The sequence below is a fragment of the Nocardia sp. JW2 genome (assembly GCF_051843015.1).
GTDB classification, from domain to species: Bacteria; Actinomycetota; Actinomycetes; order Mycobacteriales; family Mycobacteriaceae; genus Nocardia; species Nocardia coubleae.
Map to the genome: position 1 here is coordinate 108,926 of NZ_JBPXLK010000002.1, position 14,421 is coordinate 123,346.

21 protein-coding genes are annotated in these 14,421 nt (G+C 66.7%); 12 read left to right on the forward strand and 9 right to left on the reverse strand.

All coding sequences use genetic code 11. The annotated features are described in order from the left end of the window. Position 1 precedes the first annotated feature (1 nt). From ACSVDM_RS03610 to ACSVDM_RS03620, 3 genes are read right to left on the reverse strand one after another with little or no spacing between them, the layout of a single operon-like run. Entirely contained in the window at positions 2-1,168 is a 1,167-nt protein-coding gene (locus tag ACSVDM_RS03610) for an ABC transporter permease (protein ID WP_439262785.1), read from the reverse strand. A 52-nt stretch (positions 1,169-1,220) separates the two neighbouring features. After that, positions 1,221-2,093: an ABC transporter ATP-binding protein gene (locus ACSVDM_RS03615; protein WP_439262787.1), complete on the reverse strand. Its 873-nt coding sequence runs from the start codon at positions 2,091-2,093 to the stop codon at positions 1,221-1,223. Positions 2,094-2,142: 49 nt separating this feature from the next. Further along, positions 2,143-2,619: a hotdog fold domain-containing protein gene (locus ACSVDM_RS03620; protein ID WP_067491156.1), complete on the reverse strand. Its 477-nt coding sequence runs from the start codon at positions 2,617-2,619 to the stop codon at positions 2,143-2,145. Positions 2,620-3,068: 449 nt separating this feature from the next. Between ACSVDM_RS03620 and rpsJ the strand changes: the two genes are divergently transcribed. The 12 genes from rpsJ (at position 3,069) to ACSVDM_RS03680 (ending at position 8,627) form a co-directional block, all read left to right on the forward strand. Further along, complete coding sequence (gene rpsJ / locus ACSVDM_RS03625) at positions 3,069-3,374, forward strand: 30S ribosomal protein S10 (RefSeq protein WP_003938093.1); 306 nt, start codon at positions 3,069-3,071, stop codon at positions 3,372-3,374. Positions 3,375-3,388: 14 nt separating this feature from the next. Then, the gene (gene rplC / locus ACSVDM_RS03630; protein ID WP_067491154.1) at positions 3,389-4,054 is read left to right on the forward strand and encodes a 50S ribosomal protein L3; all 666 of its coding nucleotides are present in this window, start codon (positions 3,389-3,391) and stop codon (positions 4,052-4,054) included. Further along, positions 4,051-4,725 (forward strand): 50S ribosomal protein L4, encoded by a 675-nt coding sequence (rplD, locus tag ACSVDM_RS03635; RefSeq protein WP_067491153.1) that lies wholly within the window; start codon positions 4,051-4,053, stop codon positions 4,723-4,725. The genes rplC and rplD overlap by 4 nt, the downstream gene beginning before the upstream one ends. After that, positions 4,722-5,027, forward strand: coding sequence for a 50S ribosomal protein L23 (gene rplW, locus ACSVDM_RS03640; protein ID WP_019045018.1), 306 nt, complete (start codon positions 4,722-4,724; stop codon positions 5,025-5,027). Before rplD ends, rplW begins: the two co-directional genes overlap by 4 nt. Positions 5,028-5,060: 33 nt before the next feature. Further along, complete coding sequence (gene rplB, locus ACSVDM_RS03645; RefSeq protein ID WP_067491152.1) at positions 5,061-5,897, forward strand: 50S ribosomal protein L2; 837 nt, start codon at positions 5,061-5,063, stop codon at positions 5,895-5,897. Positions 5,898-5,912: 15 nt separating this feature from the next. Continuing rightward, positions 5,913-6,194, forward strand: a complete 282-nt coding sequence (gene rpsS, locus ACSVDM_RS03650; RefSeq protein WP_067491151.1) for a 30S ribosomal protein S19 — start codon at positions 5,913-5,915, stop codon at positions 6,192-6,194. After that, complete coding sequence (gene rplV / locus ACSVDM_RS03655; protein WP_067491149.1) at positions 6,191-6,604, forward strand: 50S ribosomal protein L22; 414 nt, start codon at positions 6,191-6,193, stop codon at positions 6,602-6,604. Before rpsS ends, rplV begins: the two co-directional genes overlap by 4 nt. After that, the gene (gene rpsC / locus ACSVDM_RS03660; protein ID WP_067491148.1) at positions 6,605-7,402 is read left to right on the forward strand and encodes a 30S ribosomal protein S3; all 798 of its coding nucleotides are present in this window, start codon (positions 6,605-6,607) and stop codon (positions 7,400-7,402) included. Positions 7,403-7,405: 3 nt separating this feature from the next. Then, positions 7,406-7,822: a 50S ribosomal protein L16 gene (gene rplP, locus ACSVDM_RS03665; protein ID WP_067491147.1), complete on the forward strand. Its 417-nt coding sequence runs from the start codon at positions 7,406-7,408 to the stop codon at positions 7,820-7,822. Then, positions 7,822-8,061, forward strand: coding sequence for a 50S ribosomal protein L29 (rpmC, locus tag ACSVDM_RS03670; protein WP_019045024.1), 240 nt, complete (start codon positions 7,822-7,824; stop codon positions 8,059-8,061). Before rplP ends, rpmC begins: the two co-directional genes overlap by 1 nt. Further along, complete coding sequence (rpsQ, locus tag ACSVDM_RS03675) at positions 8,058-8,327, forward strand: 30S ribosomal protein S17 (protein WP_067491145.1); 270 nt, start codon at positions 8,058-8,060, stop codon at positions 8,325-8,327. Before rpmC ends, rpsQ begins: the two co-directional genes overlap by 4 nt. Positions 8,328-8,435: 108 nt before the next feature. Beyond that, complete coding sequence (locus ACSVDM_RS03680) at positions 8,436-8,627, forward strand: hypothetical protein (RefSeq protein ID WP_439262797.1); 192 nt, start codon at positions 8,436-8,438, stop codon at positions 8,625-8,627. A gap of 108 nt (positions 8,628-8,735) precedes the next feature. On the opposite strand, the gene ACSVDM_RS03685 is transcribed toward ACSVDM_RS03680, so the two are convergent. The 6 genes from ACSVDM_RS03685 to ACSVDM_RS03710 all read right to left on the reverse strand — a co-directional run bounded on the left by ACSVDM_RS03685 (position 8,736) and on the right by ACSVDM_RS03710 (position 14,403). Beyond that, a complete protein-coding gene (locus ACSVDM_RS03685) occupies positions 8,736-10,862 on the reverse strand; it encodes a hypothetical protein (protein ID WP_439262799.1) in 2,127 nt (708 codons plus the stop codon). Between the two features lie 122 nt (positions 10,863-10,984). Continuing rightward, positions 10,985-11,821, reverse strand: coding sequence for an SDR family oxidoreductase (locus tag ACSVDM_RS03690; RefSeq protein WP_439262801.1), 837 nt, complete (start codon positions 11,819-11,821; stop codon positions 10,985-10,987). A gap of 10 nt (positions 11,822-11,831) precedes the next feature. Continuing rightward, positions 11,832-12,560: a CPBP family intramembrane glutamic endopeptidase gene (locus tag ACSVDM_RS03695; protein ID WP_133733959.1), complete on the reverse strand. Its 729-nt coding sequence runs from the start codon at positions 12,558-12,560 to the stop codon at positions 11,832-11,834. A gap of 46 nt (positions 12,561-12,606) precedes the next feature. Next, positions 12,607-13,548, reverse strand: a complete 942-nt coding sequence (locus tag ACSVDM_RS03700; protein WP_439262803.1) for an RluA family pseudouridine synthase — start codon at positions 13,546-13,548, stop codon at positions 12,607-12,609. Positions 13,549-13,597: 49 nt separating this feature from the next. Further along, positions 13,598-14,176 carry a putative glycolipid-binding domain-containing protein gene (locus ACSVDM_RS03705; RefSeq protein ID WP_439262805.1) on the reverse strand — a complete coding sequence of 193 codons (579 nt, stop codon included), beginning with the start codon at positions 14,174-14,176 and terminating at the stop codon, positions 13,598-13,600. A gap of 35 nt (positions 14,177-14,211) precedes the next feature. Continuing rightward, positions 14,212-14,403: a hypothetical protein gene (locus ACSVDM_RS03710; protein ID WP_067491136.1), complete on the reverse strand. Its 192-nt coding sequence runs from the start codon at positions 14,401-14,403 to the stop codon at positions 14,212-14,214. Positions 14,404-14,421: the final 18 nt, after the last annotated feature.

A 14,421-nucleotide genomic window follows, 5' to 3' on the forward strand; every position in this document is an offset into this window, starting at 1 on the left:
GTCAGTCCTCGAGGGCGAGGGCCTGGCGGAGGGTGAGGCGGCCCTGGGTTTGCATGAGGGAGCGGCGGTAGATCTTTTCGGCCAGGATGACGATGGCGTAGGTGGCCAGGGCCATCAGGGCCAGGGCGATGAGGGGTTCCCACCAGGCGGCGGTGCCTTCGGCGAGGCGGGACGGCATGGCGATGATCGAGGTGATGGGGACATAGGAGGCGATCACGCGGGCGGTTCCGCTGAGGAAGATGCCTGCGAACAGCACGATCATGAGAAGCATCGACAAAGGAGTGGAGGTGGACTGTAGGTCCTCGCTGCGCGTCGACAACGAGCCTGCCACCGCCCACAGGCTGGCCAGGGCGAGGAAGCCGACCACGAAGAACACGACGAACCAGCCTGCGGCACCGGCGATCCGGCCCAGCTGATCGGCCTTGCCGAGGAAGACCAATCCGCCGAGCCCGGCTGCGACGAACAGCACGAGCTGACCGAACGCCAGCACCGCATTGCCGACCACCTTACCGATCAGCAACTGCCGCAACGGAATCGCGCTCGCCAGGATCTCCACGATCCGGTTCTGTTTCTCCTCGACCACACTCTGCGCGATCGACATCCCGAACAGAATCGACGCGAGATAGAAGAGGAAGGCGAAGACCAACGCCACGATCTTGGCCAGGCCAGGATCGATCGCGCTCTTGTCCAGCAACGTGTAGCTCACCTGCGCGCCACGGGTGAGGTCGTCCATGGTTGCCCCGAAATCGGCGGCATTGCGCTGCAAGGCCAGCTGCTGTGCGGCGGCGGTGATGTAGGTGGTCGCGTCGTCGTTCTCGGCGGAGTTGCCGATGAGCTCCCACCCGCCGGGTGTGGGAGCGAGACCTGCCTCCGCCTTTTCGTTCCGAACGTTCTGCTCGACCTCGGCTCGGTCGCGGGCCTGGTACCCGCGGAAGCTGATCTCGGTTCCCGACCGAGCGGCCAGCTCGTTGGCCAGGCTCAGCACTTCGCCTGCGCCGCTGCCGGTGGCGACGACGTCGATTCGTTCCGGTCTGCTGCCGAGAAACCCGCTCACCGCCACCGAGGCGATGATCGCCACGATGGTCACCACCGTCGAGATCACGAAATTGCGATCCCGCAGCTTCACCACGATCTCGCGCGCGGAAACGATCCGCCACACCCCGTTCACACCGCACCTCCTCGGCGCGACGCGATCACGCGATCCGCTGACTCCGGCCGCATCACGCCGTCACCTCCCGATAGATCTCGGCAACGGTCGGCCTGACCTCGGTGAACTCACGCACCGATCCACGCGACAACGCCTCTTTCAAAATGGCATCGGTCTCCGACGCCTCGAAAACCGCACGCCCACCGTCTATTTCAACGGACCGAATCCCGGGATGGGACCGTAACCACTCCGCGTCACCGTCGACGACGAGCCGATATCGCAACCCGCCGGCGGAGCGGAGCTCGTCGACCGACCCCTGCCCGACCACCCGCCCCGAGGACAGAATGACGAGCCGGTCGCACAACCGCTCGACCAGATCGAGCTGATGCGAAGAGAACAGCACCGGCACACCCTTCGCCGCGTACTCCCGCAACAACTCCACCATCGAGTCGACGGCCAGCGGGTCCAGCCCGGAGAACGGTTCGTCGAGAATCAGCGCCGACGGCTCCGCGATCACCGCGGCCGCGATCTGCACCCGCTGCTGATTGCCGAGCGACAGCGACTCGAGCTTGTCCTTGGCCCGGTCGGCCAAACCGAACCGGTCGAGCAGGCCGAGCGCACGGGTCTTGGCCTCCTCGGCGGGCACAGCACGCAAGCGTGCGAGGTAGACGAGCTGATCGAGCACCGGTTGCTTGGGGTAGAGCCCGCGTTCCTCCGGCATGTACCCGAAGGAACGGCGATCCAGCGCGGTGACCGGCCGCCCGTCCCAGCGCACCTCGCCGGACTGCACGGCGAGCACGCCCATGATCATCCGCATGGTCGTGGTCTTGCCCGCCCCGTTCCCGCCGACGAACCCGGTGAGCACCCCCGGCGCCACCGTGAACGACACGTCGTCGACCGCGACCTTGTCGCCGAACCGGCGGACCACATGCGCGACTTCCAGCATCGAACCTCCCCGTCTGTAGCCGTGCTCACAACCGTACCGGCCCAACGGATTACCGGGGCGTGACCCAGGTGGTGATCTCGGCGTGCACCACCTCGACGCCGTCCTTGTCGAAGATCGACACCGGCACCGTCAGCTCGCGCCCCTCGGTGATCGCCGCGAAATCGGGGATCTCGGCCAGCTTCGCGACCGCGCGCAACCCCGACTCGGCCTTCGCCAGGTACTGCACATTCATGCCCTTGGGAATCCAGCGATGGGTGGTCGGCACCGTCGCCTCGCTCAGCATGCCCATCGCCACCTCGGCCAGATTGCACGCGGCGATGGCGTGGAAGGTGCCGAGATGATTGTGGATGCCGAACCATTTCGGCGAGGTCACCTCGCACAGCCCGGGCTCGAGCCGCACCACTTGCGGCAGCACCGTGCCGAAGTAGGGGACCCGGGCCACCATCCCGAGTGAGAACAGCGCGTGCCCGATGCGGTTGTCGGGCAGCTTCTTCCAGCCGCGGTACGTCGCGGTTTCCTGTGCCATCCCCGTATCTTACTCAAAAGTAAGATAAGCGGGAAGCCCACCTGACCAGCGCCGGTGACCCGCCAGCTACCATGGTCGAGCACAGTCCGATCAGTGACCGATGCCTCATGCCCCCCGATTTGAAGAGCCTTGTCGGCATGGTGCATACTGTTCGGGTTGCCTTGCGCAGGATCGTCGCCCCTCGGGGCCGACGGGTCGAGCAGGGCAGGCAGCAGTTGTGTATCCCACCGGTTCGCCGGTGTGGATACGTTCGGGACCACGTTGTAGCAAAAAGGGCGACACGCCCGACCGCGTGGACCGGAGAACCATGACAGATGAACAGCGGCGAGGACTGGGCGGTGCCCGGTGGCGATCTCGAAACCTCACGTGTGTTCGGGCTGTGCAAATGAGGGTGGTGCGGGAGCTTGCTCCTGTGACCACGAAGGAAAGCGGAGAAAAGGACACTTAGCGTGGCGGGACAAAAGATCCGCATCAGGCTCAAGGCCTATGACCACGAGGCGATCGATGCGTCTGCGCGCAAGATCGTGGAGACGGTGACCCGCACCGGCGCCCGTGTGGTCGGGCCTGTGCCGTTGCCCACCGAGAAGAACGTGTACTGCGTCATCCGTTCGCCGCACAAGTACAAGGACTCGCGCGAACACTTCGAGATGCGTACACACAAGCGCCTCATCGACATCCTCGACCCGACGCCGAAGACGGTCGACGCGCTCATGCGCATCGACCTGCCGGCCAGCGTCGACGTCAACATTCAGTGACGGGGACTCGAGATATGACTGACAACAAGAACCGGCCCGCAGCCGGCATCCTGGGCACCAAGCTCGGCATGACCCAGGTCTTCGACGAGAAGAACCGCGTCGTCCCGGTCACCGTCATCAAGGCGGGCCCGAACGTGGTCACCCAGATCCGCACCGTGGAGCGCGACGGCTACTCGGCCGTCCAGATCGCTTTCGGCGCCATCGACCCGCGCAAGGTGAACAAGCCGGTTTCCGGCCAGTTCGCCAAGGCCGGTGTCACCCCGCGCCGCCACGTCACCGAGATCCGCGTCGCGGATGCCTCCACCTTCGAGGTCGGCCAGGAGCTTTCCGCCGACGTCTTCGAAGAGGGCACCTACGTCGACGTGACCGGAATCAGCAAGGGCAAGGGCTTCGCAGGCACCATGAAGCGTCACGGCTTCAAGGGCCAGGGCGCCTCGCACGGTGCGCAGGCTGTGCACCGTCGTCCGGGTTCCATCGGTGGCTGTGCCACTCCCGGCCGCGTGTTCAAGGGCATGCGCATGTCGGGCCGTATGGGTAACGACCGCGTGACCACGCAGAACCTGTCGGTTCACAAGGTCGACGCCGAGAACGGCCTGCTCCTGGTCAAGGGTGCCATCCCCGGCCGCAAGGGCAACGTCGTGATCGTCAAGAGCGCCGTGAAGGGTGGTGCGCACGCATGACCAGCCTCGAGAAGAAGGCCAACCTGACGCTGACCGTTAAGGCTGCAGGCGGCAAGACCGAAGGCACCGTCGACCTCCCCGCGGAGATCTTCGACGTGACCGCCAACGTCGCGCTGATGCACCAGGTCGTCATCGCGCAGCTGGCCGCCGCTCGCCAGGGCACCCACGCCACGAAGACTCGTGGCCAGGTCTCCGGTGGTGGCAAGAAGCCTTACCGCCAGAAGGGCACCGGCCGCGCCCGCCAGGGTTCGACCCGTGCGCCGCAGTTCGCCGGCGGTGGCACCGTCCACGGCCCGCAGCCGCGTGACTACAGCCAGCGGACCCCCAAGAAGATGAAGGCCGCCGCCCTGCGCGGTGCCCTGTCCGACCGGGCCCGCAACGAGCGCATCCACGTGATCACCGAACTGGTCTCGGGTCAGACCCCGTCGACCAAGGCCGCGAAGAGCTTCCTGTCCGAGCTGTCGGACCGCAAGAAGTTCCTCGTCGTGGTCGGTCGCGAGGACGTCGCCGCGTGGAAGAGCGTGGCGAACCTGCAGAACGTGCTGCCGATCGCCCCGGATCAGCTCAACACCTACGACGTCCTCAACAGCGACGAACTGGTGTTCAGCGTCGAGGCCCTGAACGCGTTCGTTCACGGTCCCGCCGAGGCGGCCCAGGAGGAGAGCAAGTGAGCACCATCGCCGACCCCCGCGACATCCTGCTCGCACCGGTCATCTCGGAGAAGTCCTACGGACTGATCGAGGAAGGTACCTACACCTTCCTGGTGCACCCGGATTCGAACAAGACGCAGATCAAGATCGCCGTCGAGAAGGTTTTCGGCGTCAAGGTCACCAGCGTCAACACCGCCAACCGTCAGGGCAAGCGCAAGCGGACCCGCTTCGGTTACGGCAAGCGCAAGGACACCAAGCGCGCGCTCGTGACCATCTCGGCCGACAGCAAGCCCATCGAGATCTTCGGAGGACCGGTCGCGTAAGCGGCTGGCGATCCAGAAAGCAGAGAAGAACTCATGGCAATCCGTAAATACAAGCCGACTACACCGGGCCGTCGTGGCTCGAGTGTCTCGGACTTCGCCGAGATCACCCGGTCGACGCCGGAGAAGTCGCTGCTGCGCCCGCTCACCAAGTCCGGTGGTCGTAACGCGCACGGTCGCATCACCACGCGTCACCGCGGTGGCGGTCACAAGCGTGCCTACCGTGTCATCGACTTCCGTCGACTGGACAAGGACGGCATCCCGGCCAAGGTCGCGCACATCGAGTACGACCCCAACCGCACCGCCAACATCGCACTGCTGCACTTCGCCGACGGCGAGAAGCGCTACATCATCGCGCCGAAGGGCATCAAGCAGGGCAGCCCGATCGAGTCCGGCCCCACGGCCGACATCAAGCCGGGTAACAACCTGCCGCTGCGCAACATCCCGACCGGTACCACGATCCACAACGTGGAGCTGCGTCCGGGCGGTGGCGCCAAGATGGCCCGTGCCGCAGGCATGAGCATTCAGCTGCTCGGCAAGGAAGGGCCGTACGCGACCCTTCGTATGCCGTCGGGTGAAATCCGCCGTGTCGACGTGCGCTGCCGCGCCACCGTCGGCGAGGTCGGCAACGCCGAGCAGTCGAACATCAACTGGGGCAAGGCCGGCCGTATGCGCTGGAAGGGCCGTCGTCCTACCGTCCGTGGTGTCGTCATGAACCCGGTCGACCACCCGCACGGTGGTGGTGAGGGTAAGACCTCCGGTGGTCGCCACCCGGTCTCCCCGTGGGGCCAGCCTGAGGGCCGTACCCGCAAGCCCAACCGCCCGAGCGACAAGCTCATCGTCCGCCGTCGCAAGACCGGCAAGAAGCGCTAAAGGAGGAGGTAAGAAATGCCACGCAGCCTCAAGAAGGGCCCGTTCGTCGACGACCACCTCCTGAAGAAGGTGGACGTCCAGAACGAAAAAGGCACCAAGCAGGTCATCAAGACCTGGTCGCGTCGCTCGACCATCATCCCCGATTTCATCGGTCACACTTTCGCCGTCCACGACGGTCGCAAGCACGTCCCGGTGTTCGTCTCGGACAACATGGTCGGCCACAAGCTCGGTGAGTTCGCGCCGACCAGGACGTTCAAGAGCCACGTCAAGGACGACCGGAAGAGCAAGCGGCGATGACTGAAACCAACACCGAAACGGTTCAGAACCCGACTGCCCGCGCTACCGCTAAGCATGTGCGGGTCACCCCGATGAAGGCGCGTCGCGTCGTGGACATGGTCCGCGGCAAGCGTGTCGAGGACGCGCTGGCCATCCTGCGGTTCGCCCCGCAGGCCGCCAGCGAGCCGGTGGCCAAGGTCGTGGCTTCGGCCGCGGCGAACGCCGAGAACAACCTCGGCCTCAACCCGGCCACCCTGGTCATCTCGACTGCGTTCGTCGACGAGGGTGCCACCATGAAGCGTTTCCAGCCGCGGGCCCAGGGCCGTGCGTTCCGGATTCGCAAGCGCACCAGCCACATCACCATCGAGGTCGAGAGCGTGCCCACTGCCGGCGCTGCCACTCGTAGCCGCCGGAAGGGAGGGGCAAAGTAAATGGGACAGAAAATCAACCCCCATGGCTTCCGCCTCGGTATCACCACCGACTGGAAGTCGCGTTGGTACGCGGACAAGCAGTACGCGGAATACGTGAAGGAAGACGTTCAGATCCGCAAGCTCCTCGCCACTGGCATGGAGCGGGCCGGCATCTCGAAGGTCGAGATCGAGCGCACCCGTGATCGCGTCCGTGTGGATATCCACACCGCGCGTCCCGGCATCGTGATCGGTCGCCGTGGCGCGGAGGCCGACCGCATCCGCGCCGAGCTGGAGAAGCTCACCAAGAAGCAGGTTCAGCTGAACATCCTCGAGGTCAAGAACCCCGAGTCGGATGCGCAGCTGGTTGCTCAGGGTGTCGCCGAGCAGCTGTCCAACCGTGTGGCGTTCCGTCGCGCGATGCGTAAGGCCATCCAGTCGGCCATGCGTTCGCCGAACGTCAAGGGCATCCGTGTGCAGTGCTCGGGCCGCCTCGGTGGCGCCGAAATGTCGCGCTCGGAGTTCTACCGTGAAGGTCGCGTCCCGCTGCACACGCTGCGCGCGGACATCGACTACGGCCTCTACGAGGCCAAGACCACCTTCGGTCGCATCGGCGTGAAGGTCTGGATCTACAAGGGTGACATCGTCGGTGGTCGTCGTGAGGTGACCGCTGCCGCTGCCGCTGCTCCGGATCGCCAGCGTCGCGAGCGTCCGAGCCGCCCCCGTCGGTCCGGTGCCACTGGCACCACCGCGACCAGCACCGAGGTCGGTCGCGCCGCCACCGCAGTGGCGGAGGCTCCGGCAGAGAACAAGGAGGGCTGACGCATGCTGATGCCCCGTAGGGTCAAGCACCGCAAGCAGCACCACCCCAGCCGCTCCGGCATGTCCAAGGGCGGCACCGCGGTGGCGTTCGGTGACTACGGCATCCAGGCTCTCGAGCCTGCCTACGTCACCAACCGTCAGATCGAGTCGGCGCGTATCGCGATGACCCGCCACATCAAGCGTGGCGGCAAGATCTGGATCAACATCTACCCCGACCGCCCGCTCACCAAGAAGCCTGCCGAGACCCGCATGGGTTCCGGTAAGGGTTCGCCGGAGTGGTGGGTCGCGAACGTGAAGCCCGGTCGGGTCATGTTCGAGATGTCTTACCCCAACGAGGAGACCGCTCGCGAGGCCCTGCGCCGCGCGATGCACAAGCTCCCCATGAAGTGCAGGATCGTGACCAGGGAGGAGCAGTTCTGATGGCTACCGGAACACCGGCCGCAGAGCTCCGCGAGCTCAACGAAGAAGAGCTCGTGGCCAAACTGCGCGAGTCGAAGGAAGAGCTGTTCAACCTGCGCTTCCAGATGGCGACGGGTCAGCTCGACAACAACCGTCGTCTGCGCGTCGTCCGCCACGAGATCGCGCGCATTTACACGGTCATGCGTGAGCGCGAGCTCGGCCTGGCCACGGCGCCCGCGGGCAAGGGAGATGCGGCATGAGCGAGAAGAAGGAAGAGCGCGGCAGCCGCAAGGTTCGTAGCGGCTACGTCGTCTCGGACAAGATGAACAAGACGATCGTCGTCGAGCTGGAAGACCGTCACCGGCACCCGCTCTACGGCAAGATCATTCGCACCACCTCCAAGGTGAAGGCGCATGACGAGAACGAGATCGCCGGCGTCGGCGACCGCGTTCAGCTGATGGAGACCCGTCCGCTGTCGGCCACCAAGCGCTGGCGTCTGGTCGAGGTCCTGGAGAAGGCCAAGTAAGGTCCCTCCTCGATCCATCGAGATCGTTGCCACGAAGGCCCGTTTCCCTCTGGGAGGCGGGCCTTCGTCGTGTCGCGGGCTAGGTGATATTGCCGGATATCATGCGGAATGGCCATAACACTGCATCTCGACGGCGATGATGACCGGCGCCTGACCGAGCTGGCCGAGCGTCTCGGACTGAGCGAGCAGGATTTGGCGCAAGGGGCAATTCGCATGTACGTCGCTCGGCACGAGGCGTTCGGTGCGGTGGTCTACTCGATCATGGACGAGCACGCCGTGCTGATGCGGCGGCTTGCGTGAGCTACCTCGGTTGCACTGAGAGTGTCGTTGTTGCCCGCGAGGTGGGCCTGGCGCCGGACGCAGAGCTCGCGCGGAGCTTGGACTCTTGGTCCGAAAGGATGGCCGGCCTCAACCGGTGAAGGCGTAGGGGTGGCGGATCTTCCGGGCGAATTCGACGACGTTGGTGACGGTTTTGCCGGGGACGCCCACTTCGGCGCCGATGCTGCGGGCTGACCAGGACTGGTCGGTGAGTTCGAGGATTTCCTCGATTTGTTCGAGGGTCAGGCGCAGGGGGCTGTGGGTGGCGATGCGGCGGGCGAGGGCGCGGACCTCGGTGTCGTCGTAGTCGAACTCGTCGACAGGGTGGTCTTCGAGGAGGTCGTCCTCTGGGGCGGATTCCTGCGCGGTGAGCGGTTCGTCGGCATCCGAGGTGTCAGCTGGCAGTGTGGCCGACGCGATCGGCTCGGTGACCTCAGTGACCGGTGCGACGGTCTCGGTGACTGCGGTGGGCGATGCGACGGGCTCGGTGACCCGGGCGGGTTCGGGCTCCAGCAGTAGTTGCTCGGCGGGTTCCGTGGCGAGGGTGAGTTGTTCCGGCTCGTCGGCGGGGGCCGGTGAATTGTGTTGCGCTACCACCGGAGTGGGGGCAGACGTGTCGCCGTTGTGGTCACGGGCGACGGGGCCGGCGTGCGCCGTCGCCTCGGGAACGGGGTCGGTGCCGGTCGCTTCGCCGGGAGTGGGCTGGGCGGCGGCGGTGACAGGTATTCGCCGCAACGAGGGGGTGGCGCCATTGGTGTCGGCGTGGCCGGTGCGGCGGTGGTCGGCGGCGGCCCGGTGGATGAGTTCGAGAGTGCCGGGAGCGGTGTGTTTTTCGACGCTCGCGCGACGGCCGCCAGGGCGGTGGGCGGTCACCGGAATCTTGTTGCCCGCGCCGACTGCCGAGCCGGTGCGGGTATCGGTCGGGTCGCTGTGCGGGGCGGTGCCATCGTGCTGGACTTCATCACCGGACGTGGCGTCGTCGTCGGCCTGCGGGGCTTCGCCGCGCTGGGCCTCGCTGTCGTGCGTGGCGTCGGCGTCGAGCGGGACGTCGGCATAGAGCGAGGGCTCGCTGCCGAGCTGGGCGCCCTTGCGGAGTCGGGCTTCGCTGTCGAGCGGGGCGTTGTTGTCGAGCCGGGCTTCGTGGCTGAGAGAAGCGCCGTCGCGAAGCGATTCATCGCCGCCGAGCCGTGCGCTGTCGCCATCTCGATTGCCGGGGAGTGTGCTCTCACCGTGTTCCGTGCGGTTGTCGAAGACGGCATCCTCGCCGACGACCACCGCGGGCTCGGCCCGGTCGGAATCCACGGGCCTTGCCGCACCGGCAGCAGCCGTCTGTGCTGTGGGGAGTGTCGCGGTATCGACCGTGGACAGGCGCGGGTCATTGCCGATCGTCGACAGCGAGTTCGGCTGGGCGACAGCAGTATCCATCCGTTCGGCAGGCGAGTAGCTTCCCGGCAACTCGACCGAGGCTCCCTCGATCAACATCGCGTACCGCGCCGAAACCCAGGCGTGCAACCAGATCACGACACCGACCATCACCGGCGCGATGGAGAACTCGGCCGCCCGCCCCCACGCACCGGAGGCCAGGTGGGGCCCGGCGTTGAGGGCGACGGTGGTGCCGAGGAGGGCGAGTTCGAACACGATGACCTTGCCGCGTTCGAGTTCACGCCCCCAGCGGGCGGCGGTGGTCGCGGCGATCATGATGACGACGATCGGGATGGAGATCATCGCCTCGATGCCGAAGCTGAGCCAGTACAGCGGGTCGCTCATGTCCCCGCTCGGCACGAGGTTGTGCTGCACATTCACCCCGGCCCACACCATGCCGAGCAGCACCACACCGATCAGTGCGCGCGAGGACCATTCGGCGCGCCGGTAGAGCTGAGCGAGCCGCGCGTCGGCACTCGACACGCGGCGGCGCGCGGCCAGGGCTTTGCGGTGCCAACGGGCGTCGGCCTCGTCGGTGCGCCGGATCAAAGCGCCGGTGCGACGGTCACGCTTGTCGGCGGCGAGTTCGTCGGCGACAGCGCGACGCCGCTGTTTACGGCGCTGGGCCCGAATCCATTCGGCGAGTTCGCGTTCGGCGCGGATCTCCGCTTCCGAGAGGGCGTCGTAGAGCGCCGTGTCGTGCTGTAGCGGCAGCTTGCCCCTGGCGGTGGCGACCTGCTTGGCGAGGGCCGTGATCTCGGTATCGGCAGGGTCGATCGACCGATCGTCGGACATCTCGCGCCTTCCGCGTCACTCGAACATATGGACTATCGAACATATGTGTGATTGCAGAGAGCGTAAACGCCGACCGTTCCCGGGTCAACGATCATGGTGTGAAATCGGAGCGGAGAAAGCCCTCAGGCCCCGGAATCGCCGTCGAGTAAACGCTTTTCGTAAGTGGCTCGTGCGGACGAACCGCTAACGGCCGCAAGCTGATTCGGAACGGTCCGCCGCAGTATCAGATCTCGGGCCCACTGGGGAAGCACTCCGGCCCATCGCAGCATCGGCCCGAGCGATCCCGGCACCGTCACCTCGAAGCGTGGCCGCTGGATCACCTCGACGACGGCCCGCGCCACATCGACGGGCTGCAACAGCGGCGCCGCACCGGTGGACGTGCCCTTCGCGAGTTCGGTGTCGACGACCCCCGGCATGATCGCGCTCAACCGCACACCGCTTCCGCGCAACTCCTCCCGCACCCCCGTCAGGTACCCGAGCACGCCGTGTTTGGTCGCCGCGTAGGTCGCCTCCCCGGCGGGTGACACCTTCGACGCCACCGAGGCGATGGTGACGATATGTCCCCGCCCCCGTGCGCGCATGGCGGGCGCCGCCAGCCGCACACCCCGGATCACGCCGTGCAGATTCACCGCGAGCATCCGCGCGGTAGCGCTGTCTGGTTCGTCGTCGAACGCCCCGACCCACATCACCCCGGCATTGTTGACCAGCACATCGACCGGCCCGAGCAGCGCCTCGGTGACGGCGAGAAAGTCGTGGAACGACCGCTCCGAGGTCACATCGAGCTCGCACCCGTGCACCGTCCCCGGCAACTCGGCCGCCGCCGCCCGAGCCGCGTCACCGGACAGGTCCCCGATACACACCAAGGCCCCCGCGGCCCCGAGTTCCCGGGCGATCTCCCGCCCGATCCCGGCCGCCCCACCGGTCACCGCGACTACCAATCCGACAAGCACACGTTTCACCGGACCGATGCTAGGCCAGTGCGGTGTGCCAGACGAGGGCCGCGGCGAGGGCGCCTGCTCCGTTGAGGGACCAGTGCAGGGCGATGGGGGCGAGGAGGCTGCCGCTGCGGCGGCGGAGCCAGGTGAAGACGACGCCCGCGGCGGCGGTGGCGGCGACGGCGAGGGTGATGCCGATGACCTGGCCCGCGAGGCCGCCGCCGACGATGCCGGACAGGCCGGTGTTGCTCGCGGTGAGGCCGAGGGAGGAGGCGATGTGCCAGAGGCCGAAGAGCAGCGAGCCCGCCGCGAACAGGCCGCGCACGCCGAGCACCCGGTCGAGGGTGCCGTGCAGGACGCCGCGGAAGGCGAGTTCCTCGGGGATCACGGTCTGCAACGGGATGACGATCATCGACGCGATCAGTGCGCCGGAGATCGTCGCGTACCGGTCGGCGAGGAAGAAGGGCCTGGTGATCGGCAGTAATGCCCCGATCGCGACAGCCGTGAGCACGATCCCCACCGCGCCGAGCGCGTAGACCGTTCCGCGTCGCCAGTGCCGAGGCGACAGCCCGAGTTCGGCCCAGCCGAGCCCGCGTTTGCGCATCAGGGCGAGCAGCAGAAAGGCCGCGACGGGCACAGTGACGATATTGGCCCAGGCGGTGGTGAAGTGTGCGATCAGATTGGTTCCGGCGAGCACGACCACCACGACGGCGATATCGATATAGGCGTGCAGTCCGGGTCGGGGATCGGCGGAGACGGGCACCCGGTCGAGTGTACGGATTTATTACAGAAGGGAAACGGTCCGTGAGCTACTCGACAGCCCATCCGGACCAACCGGGCAAATCGTGCCACGCCTGCAGAGTTCGCCGCGATTCGAATCGCCGGGGCACGCGACTGATCGGGTCGGTGAATTCGAGGGTGGCCGCCAGTAATTGCAGTGGCCGCGTGTAGTCGTCGACGGATTTGTCGGTGACGACCGGATAGAAATCGTCGCCGAGGATCGGCACGCCGAGGCTGTTCATATGCAGCCGGAGTTGATGGGTGCGCCCGGTATGCGGCCGCAATCGGTACCGGCCGAGCCCGTCGCGATGCTCGACGAGCTCCACGTGGGTCTCGGCATTGGGCACTCCGGGCACTTCCTGCGCGGCGAGCACATGCTTTTCCTTGATGATCCGGCTGCGCACGACCCTCGGCAGTTCCAACGTGGGGTCGTAGGGCGCGATCGCCTCGTATTCCTTGCGCACGGTCCGGTGCCCGAACATCGTCTGATACGCCCCGCGCACGGCCGGATTCACCACGAACAGGATCAGTCCGGCGGTCACCCGGTCGAGGCGGTGCGCCGGGATCAGGTCGGGCAGGTCGAGTTCGCGCCGCAACCGGACCAGCGCGGTCTGCAGAATGTGCTGACCGCGCGGAATGGTCGCGAGGAAGTGTGGTTTGTCGACGACGAGGATGTCGTCGTCGCGGTGCACGATGCCGATCTCGAACGGCACCTCCTGCTCCACGGGCAGGTCGCGATGGAACCAGACCGCACCGCCCGCGACGTACGGCGCGTCGGGCGCGAGCGGCCCGTCCAGGTCGACGATCTCGCCCGCGCGCAGCATCTCGTCGATGCGCGCCGGATCCACGCGCGGCAACCGCTCGACGAGGTGGTCGCGCACGGTCGCCCAGTGCCCGTCCTCCGGAAGCCGGAGCCGGGCCGGGTCGAGGCCGTGCCGCTTGGGCAGCGGCGGCTGCTGCCTGCGTCGCATACCGACAGTCTCGCCGCCGGACGACCCGGCCCCGCCACAGGCCCCCGGTTCAGACCGTGCGCCGGGCCAGACCCGGGTAGTCGACGATCAACCCCGCATCGTCGTAGGACAGGGTGGCGCGGTAGTCGAAATCCGACGAGGTGTAGTCGTAGCGTGGCCCGTCGTCGCCGTCGGTGGCCCGGCGGTAGTGCTGCGGCAGTCGCACCGTCTTCAGGTCGGCGGCGCGGACGTAGACCGCGGGTGCGTCGGCCGAGTCGCCGATGTCGAGTGCCAGCCTGCGCACCGGGAGCGAGTTGGTGAATACCGATGCCTCGAGGTCGACGTCGAGGCACCCGTCCAGTTCGGGTGCGGTGGCGCCGTCGACCTGCCAGCGTCCGAGCCCGTCGGATTGCACGGTGAGCGTGCGCCTGCCGTCGGGATAGCGTCCGGTGATCTGCGCCGAACGGGTGTGCCAGCTGCCGTCGAGCCGCAGCCGGTAGTCGATCACCCAGACGGCGCCGTCCTCGGTTCCGGTGGCGCACCCTTCGACGAGCACGCCACGATCACCGTCGCGGAAATACGTCACTTCGAAACCGGTTCGCGCCTGGTGTTGTATCCAGGCGGCCGATGGGGGCAGGTGAGTGAACACGAAGGGGGCATGCCCCGAAATTCGGGTATCAATCCTCAGCCGGCGCGTTGATCCAGAACCATCAATTTCGCTTCGACGAGAATCTGGCGCGCACGCCGCCGTACCCGGCACAGGTCGACGCTGCATTCGAGGTGTATCTGCATGGCCCGATGCGCTTGTTCGGGCGTCATATTCCCGGGGTCGGTCCGGCAGTCCGCAATTGCCGAAATAATTGACGTGACAAACATTTTCGTACTCCCACCGCG